This window comes from Hymenobacter ruber (genome assembly GCF_054783255.1).
In genome coordinates, this window is record NZ_BAAGQX010000002.1 from 306,788 (window position 1) to 325,398 (window position 18,611).

General features: G+C 61.0%; 16 protein-coding genes. 6 read left to right on the forward strand and 10 right to left on the reverse strand.

The annotated features are described in order from the left end of the window. The first annotated feature begins 141 nt into the window (after positions 1-141). Entirely contained in the window at positions 142-2,292 is a 2,151-nt protein-coding gene (locus tag ACYVM5_RS01935) for an OmpA family protein (protein ID WP_460616494.1), read from the forward strand. An 8-nt stretch (positions 2,293-2,300) separates the two neighbouring features. On the opposite strand, the gene ACYVM5_RS01940 is transcribed toward ACYVM5_RS01935, so the two are convergent. The 4 genes from ACYVM5_RS01940 to ACYVM5_RS01955 are packed head-to-tail and all read right to left on the reverse strand — an operon-like array spanning position 2,301 to position 5,299. Further along, positions 2,301-2,741, reverse strand: a complete 441-nt coding sequence (locus ACYVM5_RS01940; RefSeq protein WP_460616495.1) for a 3-oxoacyl-ACP synthase — start codon at positions 2,739-2,741, stop codon at positions 2,301-2,303. Beyond that, positions 2,738-3,340, reverse strand: coding sequence for a hypothetical protein (locus ACYVM5_RS01945; RefSeq protein ID WP_460616496.1), 603 nt, complete (start codon positions 3,338-3,340; stop codon positions 2,738-2,740). The genes ACYVM5_RS01940 and ACYVM5_RS01945 overlap by 4 nt, the downstream gene beginning before the upstream one ends. A 9-nt stretch (positions 3,341-3,349) precedes the next feature. After that, on the reverse strand, positions 3,350-3,793 hold the full coding sequence (locus ACYVM5_RS01950; protein ID WP_460616497.1) for an HAD family hydrolase: 444 nt from the start codon (positions 3,791-3,793) through the stop codon (positions 3,350-3,352). 9 nt (positions 3,794-3,802) lie between these two features. Continuing rightward, positions 3,803-5,299, reverse strand: a complete 1,497-nt coding sequence (locus ACYVM5_RS01955) for a GH3 domain-containing protein (protein WP_460616498.1) — start codon at positions 5,297-5,299, stop codon at positions 3,803-3,805. A gap of 169 nt (positions 5,300-5,468) precedes the next feature. On the opposite strand from ACYVM5_RS01955, the gene ACYVM5_RS01960 reads away from it, so the two are divergent. Then, positions 5,469-5,903 carry an OsmC family protein gene (locus ACYVM5_RS01960; RefSeq protein ID WP_460616499.1) on the forward strand — a complete coding sequence of 145 codons (435 nt, stop codon included), beginning with the start codon at positions 5,469-5,471 and terminating at the stop codon, positions 5,901-5,903. A 197-nt stretch (positions 5,904-6,100) separates the two neighbouring features. Continuing rightward, the gene (locus tag ACYVM5_RS01965) at positions 6,101-6,595 is read left to right on the forward strand and encodes a hypothetical protein (RefSeq protein ID WP_460616500.1); all 495 of its coding nucleotides are present in this window, start codon (positions 6,101-6,103) and stop codon (positions 6,593-6,595) included. A gap of 78 nt (positions 6,596-6,673) precedes the next feature. Here ACYVM5_RS01965 and dnaA read toward each other — a convergent pair whose 3' ends face one another. The 5 genes from dnaA to ACYVM5_RS01990 all read right to left on the reverse strand — a co-directional run bounded on the left by dnaA (position 6,674) and on the right by ACYVM5_RS01990 (position 13,146). Beyond that, complete coding sequence (gene dnaA / locus ACYVM5_RS01970) at positions 6,674-8,248, reverse strand: chromosomal replication initiator protein DnaA (protein WP_460616501.1); 1,575 nt, start codon at positions 8,246-8,248, stop codon at positions 6,674-6,676. Positions 8,249-8,400: 152 nt separating this feature from the next. Beyond that, positions 8,401-9,339, reverse strand: coding sequence for a bifunctional metallophosphatase/5'-nucleotidase (locus ACYVM5_RS01975; RefSeq protein ID WP_460616502.1), 939 nt, complete (start codon positions 9,337-9,339; stop codon positions 8,401-8,403). A gap of 27 nt (positions 9,340-9,366) precedes the next feature. Beyond that, positions 9,367-10,158 carry a bifunctional UDP-sugar hydrolase/5'-nucleotidase gene (locus ACYVM5_RS01980; protein ID WP_460616503.1) on the reverse strand — a complete coding sequence of 264 codons (792 nt, stop codon included), beginning with the start codon at positions 10,156-10,158 and terminating at the stop codon, positions 9,367-9,369. A gap of 149 nt (positions 10,159-10,307) precedes the next feature. Beyond that, on the reverse strand, positions 10,308-11,576 hold the full coding sequence (locus ACYVM5_RS01985) for an outer membrane beta-barrel protein (protein WP_460616504.1): 1,269 nt from the start codon (positions 11,574-11,576) through the stop codon (positions 10,308-10,310). Positions 11,577-11,850: 274 nt separating this feature from the next. Further along, on the reverse strand, positions 11,851-13,146 hold the full coding sequence (locus ACYVM5_RS01990) for a porin family protein (RefSeq protein ID WP_460616505.1): 1,296 nt from the start codon (positions 13,144-13,146) through the stop codon (positions 11,851-11,853). Positions 13,147-13,338: 192 nt separating this feature from the next. Between ACYVM5_RS01990 and ACYVM5_RS01995 the strand changes: the two genes are divergently transcribed. The 3 genes from ACYVM5_RS01995 to ACYVM5_RS02005 all read left to right on the forward strand — a co-directional run bounded on the left by ACYVM5_RS01995 (position 13,339) and on the right by ACYVM5_RS02005 (position 18,323). Beyond that, the gene (locus ACYVM5_RS01995) at positions 13,339-15,126 is read left to right on the forward strand and encodes a methylmalonyl-CoA mutase family protein (protein WP_460616506.1); all 1,788 of its coding nucleotides are present in this window, start codon (positions 13,339-13,341) and stop codon (positions 15,124-15,126) included. 80 nt (positions 15,127-15,206) lie between these two features. Beyond that, on the forward strand, positions 15,207-17,366 hold the full coding sequence (gene scpA, locus ACYVM5_RS02000) for a methylmalonyl-CoA mutase (protein ID WP_460616507.1): 2,160 nt from the start codon (positions 15,207-15,209) through the stop codon (positions 17,364-17,366). Between the two features lie 60 nt (positions 17,367-17,426). Further along, on the forward strand, positions 17,427-18,323 hold the full coding sequence (locus ACYVM5_RS02005) for a hypothetical protein (RefSeq protein ID WP_460616508.1): 897 nt from the start codon (positions 17,427-17,429) through the stop codon (positions 18,321-18,323). A 35-nt stretch (positions 18,324-18,358) separates the two neighbouring features. On the opposite strand, the gene ACYVM5_RS02010 is transcribed toward ACYVM5_RS02005, so the two are convergent. Continuing rightward, on the reverse strand, positions 18,359-18,574 hold the full coding sequence (locus ACYVM5_RS02010; RefSeq protein WP_460616509.1) for a hypothetical protein: 216 nt from the start codon (positions 18,572-18,574) through the stop codon (positions 18,359-18,361). Positions 18,575-18,611 lie beyond the last annotated feature (37 nt).

An 18,611-nucleotide genomic window follows, 5' to 3' on the forward strand; every position in this document is an offset into this window, starting at 1 on the left:
GGCGCGTTTGGGCTTCAAGGGCCGTGCCAGCGGGCCGAAGCCGCCAAAGCGGCGCACCAGCAACGGCGGCGGGCACCAAATATGGCTAATTCCCTAAATTGTTGGCAACTTGCGCAATATTTTATGGTCAAAACTCTACCCATGTCGGCTTTATTACGTCGAAGCTGGTTGCTTTTGCTGCTGAGCGCAGCAGCGTGGCTGCTGGCTGCGCCCGCTGCGCAGGCCCAGCGCCGGCCCACCAAACGTATTCCCGCCGCCGCCTCTCCTTCTGCCGATACCACCAGCGGCGGGGCATCGGCCGCGCCCAAAAAAGCAGCTGCCCCCAAGCCGGCCGCTACGGCACCCAAGCCGTCCATCGCGCCTGGCACCTACCGCGTGCGCGGCCTCAACAGCCGTGTGAGCCGCAAGCTGCACCTGCGGCCGGATGGTACGCCCGACTTTATTTTCATTAACAAATACTCGTTTTTCGAGGACAAGAAGGCGCTGAAAGCCATTGCCAAGGCCGAAAAACGGCGGCAGTACCACCAGACGCGCCTGCTGCTGGAGGACTATGTGGCCAAGTTCGGGCCGGTCAATTTTGAGAAGAACACCAACATGCTCTGGCGACTGGGCCAGCTGCTGGAGCGCGACAGCCAGACCGTGAAGGCCAAGGCCTATTACCGCTTGGCCCTGAAGCACAGCCGCGCCGATACCAAGCGCGTACAGCTCTACTACGACTCGCTGGAACAGAAGAACACCGACCTGTACGTACCCCTGAAAACGTACTACGACCTGGTGGAGTACCGCAAGAACCTCAACACCTTCCACCCGCCCAAAGGCGTGTACACGACCATGGGCGACGCCATCAACAGCAAGGCGGCAGACTATGGCCCGGCGCTGGCGGGCAACGACTCGCTCCTGATTTTCAGCAGCAAGCGCAAGCGGCGCGGGCTGACCGGCGTGGTGGACGAGGACCTGTACCTCTCGCGCCGCGAGGGGGTGAGTTGGAGTGATGCCGAGCCGCTGCCCAAGCCCATCAACTCGCCCAACAACGAGGGCTCGGCCTGCCTGAGCAAGGATGGAAAGACCATTTACTTTGCCCGGTGCGAGTGCGCCACCTGCCACGGCAACTGCGACCTCTACACCGCCACGCGGGGAAAGGACGGCAAATGGAGCGCCCCCAAAAGCCTGGGGCCAATGGTGAACTCGCTGGGCTGGGACTCGCAGCCTACGCTGTCGCAAGGCGAGGACACGCTGTACTTTGCGTCGGACCGGCTGGGTGGGTTTGGATTGTCAGACATTTATTATACCCGCAAGCTGAAAAACGGGCAGTGGAGCCCGGCCGAGAACGTGGGGCCGGTGGTGAACACGCGGGAAAACGAGGTGAGCCCGTTTTACCACCCGCTCTACCACGTGCTGTATTTCAGCTCGCGGGGGCAATTGCTGAATTTTGGCGACTTCGACATCTACAAAACCTACCGCGTGGGCGGGCGCTGGCAGGAGCCCAAAAACATTGGCCCGCTGGTGAACGGCAAGGGCTCGGAGTATTATTTCACAATCGATAGGGAGAGCAAGAACCTGTACTACGCCCGCTCGGAGGCCACGGAAATTAATAATCTGGACCTCTACTCTTTCCCGCTGCCGATGGAGGCGCAGCCGCTGGCCACCACCCGGGTGGAAGGCACGCTGCTGGATTCGGTGAACAGCAAGCCGCTGAAGGGCATCGTGAGCATTATTGATACCGATAATGGCGTGGAGGTGGCCAGCAAGTTTATCCGGCCCGATGGCACGTTTGACTTTGAGCTGATTGAGGGCTCGCACTACGCGATGCTGATTCAGAGCAACGACTTTTTCTCGGTGGAAAAGCAGTTTGCGCTGAAAGGCGACACGGTGATGACGCTGCTCACCAACAGCATCGACTACAAGCTGCCGCTCATTTTCAAGAACCTGGAGTTTGAGGCGGGCAAGGCCAACGTGCTGCCCAGCATGCACACCACGCTGGACCGCATTGCGCTGTTTCTGGTAGACCATCCCACGTTCCGGCTCAGCATTTCGGGCCACACCGACACCAGCGGCGACCCCGACGTGAACGAGAAGCTCTCGCAGGACCGGGCCGAGGAAATCCGCAAGTACATCGAACGCAAGGGCAAGCTGGCCCCCAACCGCATCGAAAGTTTCGGCTACGGTTCCAGCCACCCGCTCAAGGACGAGGTGACCGAGGCCGACGCCAAGGTGAACCGCCGCGTGGAGTTCAAGCTCATCAAGCCCGAAAGCGGCGACAAACCCGCCGACGGCGGCGGGGCCTGGAAGTAGTATTTCCCCTACTCTACCGCTTCAATCCGAACCGTTTTGCCGTTGAAAACGGCCTCCTCCCCAGCTCGCAGACCCTTGAGGGCCACGGCCATGGGCGCGGCCACCGATACTGCGAATACATCCGTCCCCTCCAGCTTGCCAGCACTGATGCTAATGTAGAACCGGCCCAAGCTGGTGCTTACCAAGGCCCCAGGGCGCACGGTGTCGCAGGGGGCATCGGGGCTGATGCGGGCGAGCTCGGCTTGCAGCTGCTGGGCCTGCTGCATGTGGGCGGCGTTGCGGTCGCGCTCGGCGTTGGCCATTTCGCGGCCGGTTTCATACTTATCGCCGGCGCTGCTCTTGGTTTCGGAGGAGGAGGATTCCTGGGCGGCCTGCATGGCGGTGCGGGCGGCGCTGATGCGCTGCTCGATGAAGGCGTGGCAGGCGGCGTGGAGGGCGGGTTTGGTCATTTGGCGTGGATTACAATCCAGGAAATCTTGCCGGTTTTGATTGTAATCGGCACGTCTTCTCCATAATGATTGGGGCGTTGTGGGCCTAAATCTGGTTGGTTGAGAAACCCATATTCGATGGCAGCACCCTTTTTGGTGGCTATTTGAATATTATCGGAAGACATAGCATCGGGAGCGGTCCGGATGGTTGGAACTGCCTTTAGCAGTGCTTCGGAGGTGCTCCCTACATGGATGCCATTCTTCATAACGTAAGCCGGATGGAGCGCAATAAGCACTGCAACGTCTTTTCTGTAAACCATGCGGTTCGGGAATGTATCGTAGCTGGTATAGTAGAGGAAGAGCTTTGACTTGCCTTTACTCACAATTATTGCATCTGGCTTATCAGGAAACTCATCGTAGCCATACGAGCCGAAATAGGCGGGCGTGAATGTGTAGCCGCTATACAGCTTCCGCAATTCCGTGACCGGCATTCCAATCCGGGCTTTGCCCACCGAGGTTTCGGTAATGGTTGGCACATCAGGAAAAGCAGCAGGCGGCGCTTGGCTGATGCTGCCGGAGAGCAGCAGCCAGCAGCTGAAGAGGCTGAGAAACTTGCGCATGGGGCTAAGTTAAAACGAATCCAGCGCGGCCCGCACCTTCTCGGTCCACTGTCCATCATCCGGCGCTACTACCAGCACCCGAAAGCCGTGCCGCTCCCCTTCCAGCCGCACGCCTTCGGAGTCGTCAAGCAGCAGGTCGATGCCGAAGCTGGGCGGGTGCTTGGTGCAGCGGGCGCGGGCTTCGCGGTCGTGCCGCTGCTGGTTCACCACGCCATCGAGCCGGATGCCGTGCATCCAGAAGAGGCGGCGAATACGCCAAGCGCTGCGGTAAGATGTAGTGTATACCCATATTTCCCAGCCGCATTGGCGGCAATGGTCGGCGAGTTCTTTGATGCCGTGGCGCAAGCCCTCATTGCCCAGCACCCGGGCCAGCAGGCGGCGTTGAGGCTTTTCGAGCGGAAAATCGTGGCCGCAGCGGATGAGGGTATTGTCGAGGTCGAAGGCGAGGCGCATGACGGGTAATTATCTTACGTTCAACAATCCCTCAGCCACCTTCCTATCGTTCCCCAGGCGTGGCACCTTGTTCTGCCCGCCCAGCCGGCCCAGGCTTTTCATGTAGCGCTGGAAGGCCCCGGCGGGCAGCGGCGTGAGCTGTAGCGGCACGAGGATGTTGCCCCGGCGCAGGTCGTCGTAGTAGGTATTGCGGCGGCGCAGGGCGGTATCGAGGGCGGCGGCGAAGGCGGCGGGGTCGTGCGGGGCGCGGGCAAACTCCACCAGCCACTCGTGGCGCGAGGGCGTGGCGGGGTCGTCGCTCACGAGCGGGGCCACGGTAAATTCGGTGACTTCGACCTCGGGCGTCCGGGCCATGACTTCGCGCAGGGCCTGCTCCACCTCCTCCCCTATCACGTGCTCGCCGAAGGCCGACAGGAAGTGCTTGATGCGGCCCGTGACCACCACGCGGTGCGGCCGCAGGCTCACGAAGCGCACCGTGTCACCGATACTGTAGCCCCACAGGCCGGCGTTGGAGGTGAGGACGACGGCGTAGTTGCGGTCCAGTTCCACATCGGCAATGGTGAGGCGGGGGGCGTCGGGCTCGAAAAAACGCTCGGCGGGAATGAATTCGTAGAAGATGCCGCTGTTCAGCAACAGTAGCAACCCCGGGTTGCCGGGCTCGTCCTGGAAGGCCAGGAAGCCTTCGGAAGCCGGGAATAATTCGATGCTGTCCACCGGCCGGCCAATGCTTTCGAAGAGCTTGGCGCGGTAGGGCTCGAAGTTGACCCCGCCGTAGACGAACAGGTTGAAATCGGGGAAAATGTCCTTGATGGGCCGGCCGGTGCGGGCCGTGAGGCGGTCGAAATACATCTGCACCCAAGGCGGAATGCCGGAAATGAGCGTCATTTTCTCGCCCAGCGTCTCGTCCACGATGCGCTCCAGCTTGGTTTCCCAGTCTTCGATGATGTTGGTGGCGTAGCTGGGCAACTGATTGCGACGCAGGTAGGCGGGCACGTGGTGGTTGGCAATGCCCGAGAGCCGGCCGGTGCGGATGCCATGGTGCATTTCCAGCTCCGGCGAGCCGGACAGGAATATCAACTTGCCATCGAGAAACCGGCTGCGGCCGGTGCGGTAGATGTAGTACAGCAGCGCATCCCGCGCCCCGTCGATGTGGTTGGGAATGCTATCCTTCGTAATGGGGATGTACTTGGTACCGGAGGTGGTGCCGCTGGTTTTGGCCAGATACAGCGGCCGGCCGGGCCAGAGCACGTCGGCCTCGCCGGCCTGGGTGCGGTCGAAGTACGGCTTTAGCGCCTCATAGTCGCGCACGGGCACCTGCCGGGCTAGGTCGGCGGGCGTGCGGACGCCGCCCAGCTCGTGCGCCCGGCCGAAGGCGGTGCCGGCCGCCGTGGTCGTGAGTTTCGTCAGCAGTTCCCGCTGAGTGGTTTCGGGGCGGTGCTGCCAGCGGGCGTAGCGGCGGGCAATGTAGCGGGCCAGGGGTTGGCTCAGGGTGGCTTTCAATCCCATTTATTCCGAAAGTAAAAGGCCGTTGGAAGGGCTGCGAAGGTACGTTGGCCGAGGTCGGCCGGCGCGGCCGGGGCAACCTGCGTAGCTTGCCAGCGTTAAGCTTTGGGACCGGCCGTTCCGACGGTCAAGGCTCATCCACCAATTCACCAACCCATCAATCCACCTCATCATGGCAGACCATGCAGGCAAAGCCGTCTGGAACGGCGACATCAAAGGCAGCGGCACCCTCAGCACCGACAGCGGCCTTCTCAACGCGCCCTACTCGGTAGGCAGCCGCTTCGAAGGCAAGCCCGGCACCAACCCCGAAGAGCTCATCGGCGCGGCCCACGCCGGCTGCTACACCATGTACCTGACCAGTGTGCTCACCAAACACGGCCACACGGTAGAAAGCATCACCACCACCAGCACCGTGACGATGAACCCCAACAACGGCCACCCCATCATCGAGCACATCCACCTCCGCACCGAGGGCCACGTCACCGGCGGCAACATCAATGCCGACGACTTTCAGAAGCACGCCGAAGATGCCAAGGAAAACTGCCCGGTATCAAAAGTGCTGAGCGCCGTGCCCAAAATGACGCTGGAAGCGAAATTTGTGGGCTAGATTTCTTGGCCTGAACAGGCAGTATTGCGTGATGCAGAGCGCAGCGAAGCATCTTTACCGCAGTCAGTAACCAATTTTACTGACTGCGGTAAAGATGCTTCGCTGCGCTCTGCATCACGTTCGTGCTTTTGCTGACTCTCCGTTCTTTTCGGTCACTGGCAACCGACAACTAACAACTAGCAACTAAATTTGTCCCTATGCCCACTGGTACCACCCGCATCCGCCTCCGCCCCGCCAACAATTCCCGCGTCCCGTTCTGGGGCCAGCTCGCCATCGGCCTGTTTTGGCTGGCCTACGTGCTGTTTGGCATTCTGAGCAATACCGGTGCGACGGACTACCACTTCCTGCACTGGGTATTTCTGGTGTTCACGTTCGTGTATCTGGGCTACGTGCTGGTGAATAATGCCCCTATTTTTGGCACCCAGAGCTACCTCGAATTCACCCCCGGCTACATCGTACACAAAAACGGCCTGTTTCGCCCCAAACAGGTATTCGCCGCCGAAAACATTGCTGCGCTGGAGCTGAAGCCCGCCGCATTGCGCGTGCGCCAGAAAGACGGCGAAATCTACGCCCTCAACCTGCGCGAAGTGAAAGGCAAACGCCGCAAGTTGAGTTTCCGTGAGCAGGTCCGTGAGTTCGCCGCCAAGCACAGCCTGCCTTTGCAGGAAGTGAGTCCGACGGCGGCCGCTTAACCTATTTCTCTGAACGAAAAGAGGCTCCAGACGCAGTGTCTGGAGCCTCTTTTTTTGCGCTATTCAGAGTCGCAAGCCCTATTTCTTGGCAAATTTCTTCCGCAGCTCCTCCACCTGGTCGCGGAATTTCTTGTCCGAATCCACCAGGTCTGACACGGTTTGTACCGAATGCATCACCGTGGTATGGTCGCGGCCACCAAAATGGAAACCAATGGTTTTCAGCGTATGGGCTGTGTGGTGCTTGGCAAAGTACATGGCGACCTGCCGGGCCGTTACCACTTCTTTTTTGCGGGTTTTATCCTTCAGCAAATCGACTGAAATGCTGAAATACGCGGCTACGGTCTTCTGGATGAAGTCGAGGTTGACCTCGGCCTCCACTTCCTCGATGATGTGGCGCAGGGCCTGCTTAACCATTTCCAGGTCGATGTCGCGGCGGCTCAGGCTGCTCTGCGCCACCAGCGAGGCGATAACGCCTTCCAGCTCGCGCACGTTGGTGTGCACCGAATTAGCCAGATAATCAACCACATGGTCCGGCGGAATATCAATGCCGTCCTGCTCCATCTTGTTGCGGATGATGGCCACGCGCGTCTCGAAATCCGGGCTCTGCACGTCGGCCGTCAGGCCCCACTTGAAGCGGTTCAGCAACCGGTCCTCCAGGCCCAGCAGGTCCTTGGGCGGCCGGTCAGAGGTCATCACAATCTGCTTGCCCGACTGGTGCAAGTGGTTGAAGATGTGGAAGAACATCTCCTGCGTCTTGCCCTTATTAGCCAGAAACTGCACGTCGTCCAGAATCAGCGCATCGACCTGCAGGTAGAAGTTCGCAAAGTCCTGCACCTGCGCGCGCTGCACGCTGTCGATGAACTGGTTGGTGAACTTCTCGGCCGACACATACAGCACGAACCGCTCGGGCGCGGTGGCCTTGATGTGGTTGCCAATGGCCTGCACAAGGTGGGTTTTGCCCAGGCCCACGCCGCCGTACACCATCAGCGGGTTGAAGCTGGTGGTGCCGGGCTTGTTGGCCACGGCGAGGCCGGCCGAGCGGGCCAGGCGGTTGCAGTCGCCCTCGATGTAGTTGTCGAACGTGTACGAGCCGTTGAGCTGCGACGGCACCAGGTTGCCGTCCATCGGCCGGGCCTGGTCGAAGGGGTTGCGGGGCGGGGCCAGCGTGTCAGCCCCGGCAGCATTGGCGAAATTGCTGCCGCGCGGTGTGGTGCGCACGGCTCCCGAGTTGACGTAGCGGGCCGAGGCGGCGCGGGCACTGCCGGCCAGCGGATTGGCGGCCAAGTGGTTGCCAACGGACGTGCCGGGCATGGGCTGGGGCGCGTCGCGCGGGTCGGGGGCGGCCTGCTTGCGGGTGGGCGGCAGGTGCAGGGCACGAGGCGGCGTCTGGTCGTTGCCCTGGTCCACCACCACGCTGTATTCGAGGCGGCCTTCGGAGCCTAGCTGCTGGTAGAGGGCGCGGCGCAGCTCGTCCACGTAGTGCTCCTCCAGCCAGTCGTAGAAATAGGCACTCGGCACCTGAATGGTGAGCACGTTGCCCTTCAGCTCGACCGGCACAATGGGCTGGAACCAAGTTCTAAAGCTCTGCTCCCCGATTTCCGCCGAGATGCTGCGCAAGCAGCCAGCCCAAACCGTGCGAAAATCCTTGAGCATTTGAACGTTTGAAAGGAAACCGGCCACAAACCGGGAGCAAAAAGAAGACCGAAATCAAGCGCCCGTGGGAGGCGTTATTTTTTAGAGGGGGACAAAATTGTGGAAAACTTCGCAGTTAAAAAAGCCGAAATGGGCTTGTTTATGTCGTGCTTTTAGCAGGCCGCCTGAACTGGCAGCACAGCGGCGCTTGCTAACCCAGCACGCTTATTTTTTGTTGAAAATTCATAATCCAACCGGCCCAAATTGATGCCCGACCAGCCCACCTGATTAATGAGTGTGGAGTGGCCGTCGGGACTGGCGATGGGCTCGGGGGCATCCATGAACGTGTGGGTGTGCCCGCCCAGTATGAGGTCGATGCCGGAAACCTGCGCGGCCAGCTTGCGGTCGTCGAGTTTGGCCTCGGTGTACTTGTAGCCGAGGTGCGAAAGGCAGATAACCAGGTCGCATTTCTCGGGACCGCGCAGCTGGGCCACCATTTCCTTGGCTTTGGCCACGGGGTCGAGGTAAACGGTTTGGCCGAAGTTTTTGTCGGCGACCAAGCCGCTCAGCTCGATGCCAATGCCGAATACGCCCACGCGGATGCCCTGCTTGTCGAACACCTTGTAGGGCGCGAAGCGGCCCGCCAGCGGGGTTTTCGAGAAATCGTAGTTGGCAATAAGGAAGGGGAAGGTAGCGTGGGGCAGCTGGCGCTGGAGGCCATCAAGGCCGTTGTCGAAGTCGTGGTTGCCGAGGGTGCTGGCGTCGTAGCCCATCTGGCTCATGAGCTTGTATTCCAGCTCGCCGCCGAAGAAGTTGAAGTAGGGCGTGCCCTGGAAGATGTCGCCGGAGTCGAGCAGCAGCACATTGGGCTCCTTGGCCCGGATGTCCTTGATAAGCGCGGCGCGGCGGGCCATGCCGCCCAGCCCGGCCCACTGCCCGCCATTGTCGGGAAAAGGCTCGATGCGCGAGTGCATGTCGTTGGTGTGCAGGATGGTGAGCTTAAACGGCGCCTTGGCAGTAGCGGCAGCTTCGGCCGAATTGGCCAGGCCGCCCAGCACGGTGAGGCCGGCGGTGCCGAGGAGGGAGTTGCGGAGGAATTCGCGGCGTTGCATGATGGTTCGACAGTTAGCAGCTGGCAGTTAGTTGGCTTTAACCCGGCCTTCGACACGGGCCGTGATGGGCTGGCCGGCTTTGGTGAGGACGCGGATGTGGTCGGCAATGGCGGTGCGGAGCAGCACGTTGGTGTGGCGTGGCGTGAGGGCTTTAAAGAATGAGAGGTTGTCGCCGCCAGTGGCCAGATAGTCGGAAATGGCAATGGTATAAGTGCGGTTTTCGTTCACATCGAAAGGCTTGCCGCCGATGCGAATGTCCTTGGGCATGCCGTCGAAGGTGACGCTATAAGTAGCGCCGGATACCGCCATTTTGATGTGGGCGGCGTAGTCGAACAACTGCTGCACCACCGGGCCGGGGGCGTCGAGCACCACCAGCTCGTTTTCAAACGGCATCAATTCAAACACCGAGCCTAGCGTGACGGGGCCAGCCGCGAAGCCGGCGCGTAGGCCGCCGTTGGTCATCACGCCTAGGTCCATGGGCTGCTTGAGTTCGGCGCTGGCGCGCTCGCGCTGCAAGTCGGCCACGAAGTTGGATAGTGGGTTTTCGCCGGGCGCTTTGGTGAGAGGGGCCGGGGCGGTGCCCAGCACCTCGGTCATCTGGGCCGTCACTTTGTCGTGGTAGGGCGCAATGAGGGCAGCCACGGCAGGGTCCTCGGCCTGGGTTTTGCCCACGACCTGGCTCGTGGTGGGGGCGAAGTGCGCCGTGGGTGCGTAGGCGGCCCGCTGGCAGGCGCTGGTGGTCAGCAGGGCGGCCGCCAGCCAGGTGGTGGCCCGGCGCAGAGCAGGTTGCGTTGACAAATCAGGATGGAGAAAGCTCATGGATGATGGACGTGTAAGCCGGCGGTCAGGTATGTGGAAATCGAGTAGCCGCCCGTGTCTGCAGGGTGTTGCCCACGGATTGCAAAAATACTTTACTCAGATGAATGCAGGCTTTTACCCCTCAGGTAAGTACCCGCTGGGTTGGTGAACTAGCGGCCCAGATTGTAACCGAGCAGGAAATAAATTGTCTGGGCACCGGTCAACTGGTTAGCGGCCCGCGAACTACTATCGAGCTGGTTGTAACGGGCTTCCAGCTGAAGCGAACCCGGTCCGGCCGGTATGAGCACCCCCAAGGCACCCGTAGCCCCGAAGCCAAAATTCCGCGTTTCTATTTCGCGGGAAGTGGTGGTGGTGCCTACGCCGCCCAGCTTCTGGTTCGTTTCTACAATGAGGGCTTGATGCGAATCGAGCAGCGTTGAAACTTCAGCGCCTACCTGCACATAGGGGCGCACCATGCCGTTGGGCAGGGTGTAGCGGAGCATCAGGGGGACGCGTACCGTTTGCAGCGCGATTTGCGCATTGCGGCTGCTGCTAAGGTTGGTTACCACGCCATTGTTGCGCTGGTACTGGCCTTCGTAAAGCTGTTTCTGGTAGAGCAGTTCGATGCGCAGGGCCAGCCGCTCGTTGAAGCTAGCCGGATTAAGAAGCAGTCCTGCCCCGAAAACTGGCCGTGTACCCGATTTCAAATCCACTTTGCCCTCATCATCGAGCGTGGTAGTAGCGCTTTGCACGCCCGCTACCAGACCGAAGTGGACTTTGGTTTTCCGGGCCGTGGCCACCGTCGAGGCTTGGCCGGGAGCACAGGAATTGTAGCGGTTGAAGATGGCGACGAGCTGCGATTCCTTTAACTCGGCTTTAATCAGCATGGGTTGCACCACCGGGCAATCGATGAAAGCCTTGCTCAGCACTTGGCGAAACGGGTAGCTCTTTTGCTGCACCAATACATCGTTCACGGTCACGTTTTGGATGATTTGGACCACCTCGGCTACCGGCCCGTCGGTGGTTCGGAAGAAGTAGCGGCTATTTCCTCCTTCGTCAACATAGGAATAGAGCTTGGCTTTGCCCTGCACCAGTTGCTGCATAAACAACGTGGTGGGCGAGGACGACAGAGCCGCCCCGCCGGGAGCCGTAGTGAGGCCGCCCGGCAGTTGGCAGGCTTCGTAGCGGGCCCCGCCTTGCAGCCCGTAGGCCTTCAGTTCGGTAGGAGTGTATTGGGTAGTCGCTGCGCCGGCATTGGCCCGAAATACACAGAGCAGGCCCATTCGCTGCTGGCCCCGAACATCAACTTCACCTCGCAGGCTATCGCCGGCGGGCCGCACGATGTAGCCGGGGCGAAAGTTTCTCTGGGCCTGCGCTGGATGCGCTGCTACCACTGACAACAATAAAAAAGAGAACAGTGTGATGTACTGCTTGAACATAAACCCGAGGTTAAAAGGGGGTAGAAAAAATATCCGGAATGAAAACCAGGGTCAAAGCTACGCCCGTTACCAACCATTACACCCATGCAATGGCCTGATTCGGCCTGGCGCAGGTGTGCGGGCGGGAACTATCGTGAAACCAGAATTTATTAAACGGAGACCTGAGCGGCGAGCCTGCGGGCCTTCACTGTGGCAAAACAGGAAGCGGCAAGTAATGAGGCTAAGCCAAAACGGCAACAGGCCGCGGCATGAAAACGGGCATGAAACGCCCCGATTATTTGGTCAAACCGTAGCTCAGCAGTGCAAAATAACGCTGCTGCGAGCTTTTGATGCCCGACGCATTTATCAGGCCAGAGCTGCTTTCAGCCCGCAGCTCCAGGGCCAGGGTCCTGCCGGCGATGGCTGGCAGAAGTGCCCCCAGACTGCCCGCCAGCCCTATTTCGTAGCTCATCAGGCTGCCGGCCGCGTCCTCCAAGGGTTTAGCGGTGTCGTATTCGACGGTGCCGGCGCTGTTGGCGCGGCCCAGCTGCACTGCCGTATCGAAGCGCAGGCGTTGGGCATAGCTCACGCCGGCCTGCGCAAAGGGCCGCACCTTGCCCGTAGGGTAGGTGTAGCGTAGCAGCAGCGGCACCCGCAGATACGTCAGGTTGAGCCGGACCTGCTCGTAGGTGCTGGGGCCATAGTTGATTCCCCCGATGAATGCATCGCTGTAGCGTTGGTTCTCAACCAACATTTCTGCCCGCAAGCTCAGCTTCTCGCTAATTGAGGCGAATGGGACAGTCAAGCCGAGCCCGACGACGGGCCGGGTACTCACAAAATTCCCCTTCTCCAGGAAGCTGGCCCCGGTCACCGATAAACGGCTTGTTTCCATTCCGGCCACCACCCCCAGCCGCACCCGCTCGCCGGAGCGGGCCATTGAGCGCATGGGAGCAGGTGCGCCCGCCGGGGTCCGGCAGGCATTGTAGCGCTGCACAATGCCCGTGAGGGCGCTGGCAGTGAAAGGCACACTGGCTACTGCTATCTGCACGGCCGGACAGTCGGCCATGAGCCCCGTGAGCACGCCCCGGTACAGGCCGGCGCGGAGATAGGCGCGGGTTAGGTAATCGGAGCCGGGGTTGCGGCGCGGAATGAGTTCGGTAATTGGGCGGGAAGCATCCGGCGTTGCCGAAGCAACAAAAAACCGGTCGACGCCCGTGTGGCTGCGCATCTGGTACAGGTTGAGCGGCCCCGAAGCCAGCACCTCCATAAACACCAGTCGAGGCGGCGGGGTGGCCTGGTATTGCACGCTGTCGATGGCCGCCAGCAGCTGCGTGCGGTAGTGCCGCCCGCTCGCAAACCCATAGCCCCGCAGCTGAGCAGCGGTGTAGGACACCACCTCGGCGCCTGCCGTTGGCCGGAAGCGGCAGAGCTCGGCACTGCGCACTCCGCCGCGGTAGTCGGCCAGGCCGCGCACAGTATCGCCCTTGAGGGGCAGAATGTAGCCTGTCCGAAAATCAGACTGGGCCTGCACCACCGTGGTGCAGCCCAGCCAACAAATACTCAGCAGGAGGTAGAATAGCTTTGAAGGCATAAGGAGCGGGTTGGCAAGTAAAAAGGAATTAAAAAGAGCGCGACAAAGCTACTGCGCCGGCCCAGGTTGGCGGGCGGGCAGGACGGAGCCCGATGGCTTTGGGGGACATGCGGTATCTTTCGGCCTGTTTTGGCTAAGGCGCGTAGTGGCAGAACCCACCCCTTCTACCGACCCCAAAACCGCTTTCCTCTTATGTCCGATACCCTCACGGCCGCGCCCGTTTCCTTCGCCGAATTCCCGGCTGTCACCACCGCCGAATGGCAGGCCCGCCTCACCCGCGAGCTCAAAGGCCAGGACCCGGCCACGCTGCGCTGGCCCCTGCCCGACGGCTTCAGCCTGGAGCCCTTTTACCACCGCGAAGCCCTCGCGGCGCTGGGCGGACCGCCCGCACCCCTGCCCCACCCCCTCGCGCCCTGGCTCAACGTACCGGCCCTGACTGTGCCGACCGGCACCGACGGCCGCGCCCAGATTGACCAGGCGGCCAATGCCCTGGCCAACGGGGCCGACGGCATCCACTTCATTATTCATGACGTGCCGGCGCTGGCCGTGCACTACCTGGCCGAGCAGCTGCCCCTGGCCCGCACCTTCGTGGGCTACACCGTGCTGGCCGCGCCCGATGAACTCCTGAGCCAGCTGGTGGAGGCCGCGCCCGGCACCGCCCTGCGCGGCTTCCTGCGCTTTGCCCCCGGCCCCGTGCCCGAGGGTGCCGAGCTGGCCGACTACCGCGCCGCCCTGCGCCGCTGCGTGCGCCTGACCACGGGCATGCCCGATTTCCGTGCGCTGGCCGTGAATGGGGCCTTTTTCGGCAACCGGGGCGCTACCGCCACCCAGCAGATTGCCTTCAGCCTGAACACTGCCGCGGCCCTGCTGGCCGAGTTGCCCGACGCCGACACCACGGCCGCTGAAGTAGCCGCCGCCATGCACCTGCACATCGCCGTGATGCCCGGGTATTTTCTTGAAATTGCCAAGCTGCGCGCCCTGCGTCGGCTGTGGGCCACGCTGCTGCACGGCTTCGGCCTGCCGGCCGAGCTGAACGCGAACCTGCGCATCCACGCCATGACGGCCACCTGGACGCAAACCACCCTCGACGCCCACACCAACCTGCTGCGCCACACCACCGAGGCCATGAGCGCCGTGCTGGGCGGGGCCGATTCGCTGGCCGTGGCCCCGTTCGACTGCCTGTTTGCCGAGGCCAATGAGTTTTCGGCCCGGCTGGCGCGCAACCTCTCGGTGCTGCTGCGCGAAGAGGCCGGCCTGGGCCGCGTGCAGGACCCCGCCGCCGGCTCCTACTACCTCGAAACCCTCACCGACCAGCTGGCCCAGGAGGCCTGGACGCTGTTTCAGCGCACCGAAGCACAGGGCGGGCTGCCGGCCGTGCGCGGCCAACTCATCGAAGACATCAAGGCCGTGGCCACGGAAACCTTCCGGCGCATTGCCAGCGGCCAGCAGGTGATTGTGGGCACCAACCGCTTCCAGAACAAGAACGAGCAGTTCCATTTCCACCCCAAGAAGCTGCTGCGCTCCGCCGATTTCGACGTAACGCGCGCCGCCTACCCCACCGAGGTGCTGCGCCTGGCCACGGCCATGCACTTCGAGCGCCGCGACCGCAAGAGCAAGCGCGCCGCCGTGGTCCTGCTGGGGGCCAACACCAACCAGATTATCCTGGAAAACTTCCTCCAGACGCTGCAGGAGCACGAGCGGCCCGAGCTGGCGGCCAGCCACCCGGCCGGCACGCTGTCGCTGCTCTACTCCTCGGCCGAGGAAGCGACGCTGATGTACGCCACCCTGGACCAATTCCAGAAATTCGCCCGCTTCATCTACCAGATTCCGACCGAGAAGCAGCACTTCGTCCCGCCGGCTTTGCTCAGCTCCGACCTGGCCACCATGCACGAGGCCGTGCGCGTGTTCGGCTTCCAGGAAATGAAGGTGCAGGGCTATACCACCGAAGAAGTACTGGCCCGTTTGCAAGGGCGCCAGTAATCAAAGGCCGGTAATATCAACCGAACGTCATGCTTCGCTGCGCTCTGCATGACGTTTCTACATCTCAGAATTCCCCACCCATGAAGCCCGACTTCTCTTCGATTCCCTACAACGCTGCCCCGGCCCCCGCCGCCCCCGCTGCGCCCGAAACGGCGGCCACGCTCACGCCCGAGGGCATTGCCATCAAGCCCGTGTACGGCCCCGAGGATGTGGCCCACCTCGACCACCTGGGCTTTGGCGCGGGGCAGGCGCCTTACCTGCGCGGCCCCTACGCCAGCATGTACACCCAAAACCCGTGGACCATCCGGCAGTACGCCGGCTTCAGCACGGCCGAGGAATCGAACGCCTTTTATCGCCGCAACCTGGCCGGCGGGCAGAAAGGGCTGAGCGTGGCCTTCGACCTGGCCACCCACCGGGGCTATGACTCCGACCACCCCCGCGTGCAGGGCGACGTGGGCAAAGCCGGTGTGGCCATCGACTCGGTGGAGGACATGAAAATCCTCTTCGACCAGATTCCGCTCGGCGAAATGTCGGTGTCGATGACCATGAACGGGGCCGTGCTGCCCGTGCTGGCCTTCTACATTGTGGCGGCCGAGGAGCAGGGCGTGCCGCCCGAAAAGCTGCAAGGCACCATTCAGAACGACATTCTGAAGGAGTTCATGGTGCGCAACACCTACATCTACCCGCCCGCGCCGAGCATGCGCATCATCGCCGACATCTTCAGCTACACGGCGGCCAGGATGCCCAAGTTCAACTCCATTTCCATCTCGGGCTACCACATGCAGGAAGCCGGCGCGACCGCCGATTTGGAGCTGGCCTACACCCTGGCCGACGGCCTGGAATACGTGCGCGCCGGCCTCGCGGCGGGCATGAAGATTGACGAATTTGCCCCGCGCCTGAGCTTCTTCTGGGCCATCGGCATGAACCACTTCATGGAGATTGCCAAGCTGCGCGCCGGCCGCCTACTCTGGGCCAAGCTCATCAACCAGTTCAACCCCACCAACCCCAAAAGCCTGGCCCTGCGCACCCACTGCCAGACCTCGGGCTACTCCCTCACCGAGCAGGACCCCTACAACAACGTGGCCCGCACCGCCATCGAGGCCCTCGCGGCCGTGCTCGGCGGCACCCAGAGCCTGCACACCAACGCCCTCGACGAGGCCATTGCCCTGCCCACCGATTTCTCGGCCCGCATCGCCCGCAACACCCAGCTCTACCTCCAGCACGAAACCGACGTGACCAAAGTGGTAGACCCCTGGGGCGGCAGCTACTACGTCGAAACCCTCACCCACGAGCTGGCCGACCGCGCCTGGGCCCTCATCCAGGAAGTGGAAGGGCTGGGCGGCATGGCCAAGGCCATCGAAACCGGCCTGCCCAAGCTGCGCATCGAGGAAGCCGCCGCCCGCAAGCAGGCCCGCATCGACTCGGGCAAGGAAATCATCGTGGGCGTGAACAAGTACCAGACCACCGAGAAAACGGAGGTCGAAGTGCTCGACATCGACAACGACGCCGTGCGCGAAAGCCAGATTGCCCGCCTCAAAACCATCCGCGCCACCCGCGACAACGTGGCCGTGAAAGTGGCCCTCGCCGCCCTCACCGAAGCCGCCGGCGTGCGCCTCGCCGACCTGGCCGCCGATGCCGAAAAGGACGCCCACAACCTCCTCGCCCTGGCCGTGACCGCCGCCCGCGCCCGCGCCACCCTCGGCGAAATCTCCGATGCCCTCGAAGCGCAGTTTGGCCGCCACCAGGCCACCACGCGCACCGTGGCCGGCGTCTATTCGCAGGAGATGAGCCACAACGCCGCCTTCGAGCAAGCCCGCGCGGCGGCCGAGGACTTTGCCCGCCGCGAAGGCCGCCGCCCCCGCATGCTGGTGGCCAAAATGGGCCAGGACGGCCACGACCGCGGCGCCAAAATCATCGCCACCAGCTTCGCCGATGTCGGCTTCGACGTCGACATTGCCCCCCTCTTCCAAACCCCCGCCGAAGTAGCCCGCCAGGCCGCCGACAACGACGTGCACGTCGTGGGCGTGAGCAGCCTCGCCGCCGGCCACAAAACCCTGCTCCCCCAGCTGCTGGCGGAGCTGCGGCAGCTCGGCCGCGAAGACATCCTGGTCATCGCCGGCGGCGTCATCCCCGCCCAGGACTACCAGTTCCTCTACGATGCCGGCGTGGCCGGTGTGTACGGCCCCGGCACGGTCATCGCCACCGCCGCGCTGGAGATTCTGGCGAAGCTGGGGGAGTAAACTCGTTTACTTTTAACTCAATTTTTCTATTACAACCTCATCCAACATTAGACCTCAGAAATGAATTTGCTCGAAATAAAAGACATCTTAAAGAACAATCTTTCTGGCCTAGTATACCAATCGGATTATTTATCTAATAATACGGGAGCCTACTTATACCAAGTAAGAAACCTTCACCAATTAAGGAAAAGCTTACTAAACATATCGAGCATCCCTTACATAAGTAAAGAAATTGAAGCATTAAAAAATTCATGGCTGTTCAAGTCGAATGAAGACACATTGCAAGCTGAGTCTTCTGACAACAGTAAGGTTTCGACCCTGATTGATAAGATAAAAATTAAACTCGATGTGTTATCAAGCATAGTTGACGAAAATAATTTCAATAATAGAGAAGAAATTATATACATTAAACTCCCAGAAGTAACATCATTTGAGGATTTAGCTAAAGTTGCGACGGACTTAAAGAAAGGAATAGAAATGCCACTCCTTGAGTCGCGGGAGGGCAATGTGGATATACTTACAGCTGAAAGCGGTTCCATCTGGCTAGTAGTTTCTTTAGGAACTGCATCAGCAGTCAACATAATTGCCGGTATTTGCTGGGCTGCTGCTGTTATAAGGAAGAAACAAGCAGAAGCGAAAATATTCGAGCAACATGCAAAAACACTAGAGCTCAAGAATGAAGCTTTGGACGTTCTAGTAGAAGCTCAGAGAACCCAAATAGGTAATATCCTCACCAATGAAGCTGAGGCAATTGCTAACAAGCATTTCGACCATAAGGAACCTGAGACAATAGAAAGATTAAAGCTTTCCATTACCACAATCGCAGATTTAATTGATAGGGGGGCAAAAGTAATTCCTTCTTCATCTGAGCCAGAAACAACGAAGTTATTCCCAGACTATAACAGCTTAAGCCTAATTGAATCTAGTATTAAGCAATTGATGCAAAACGGAAGATAGAATTCACCTATTATGTCTTCTACCGTAGCAAGCAGTTAAGTTTCTCGATAGATACTGTTGAAAACCACGCAAAGGCCCGCCCCACCCGGCGGGCCTTCTTTTTGCCCGATGCCCCCTTCCGGGCCACCGATGAGGGTTTCCGGGGTCCCGATGCCGGTTTCCGAGCCGCTGATGATGCTTTCCGGGGCTCCGATACCGGTTTCCGGCCTTCCGATGGGAGTTTCCGCCGTTCCGATGATGATTTCCGGCATTCCGACAATGATTTCCGCCGGCGGAAACCGTTGTCGG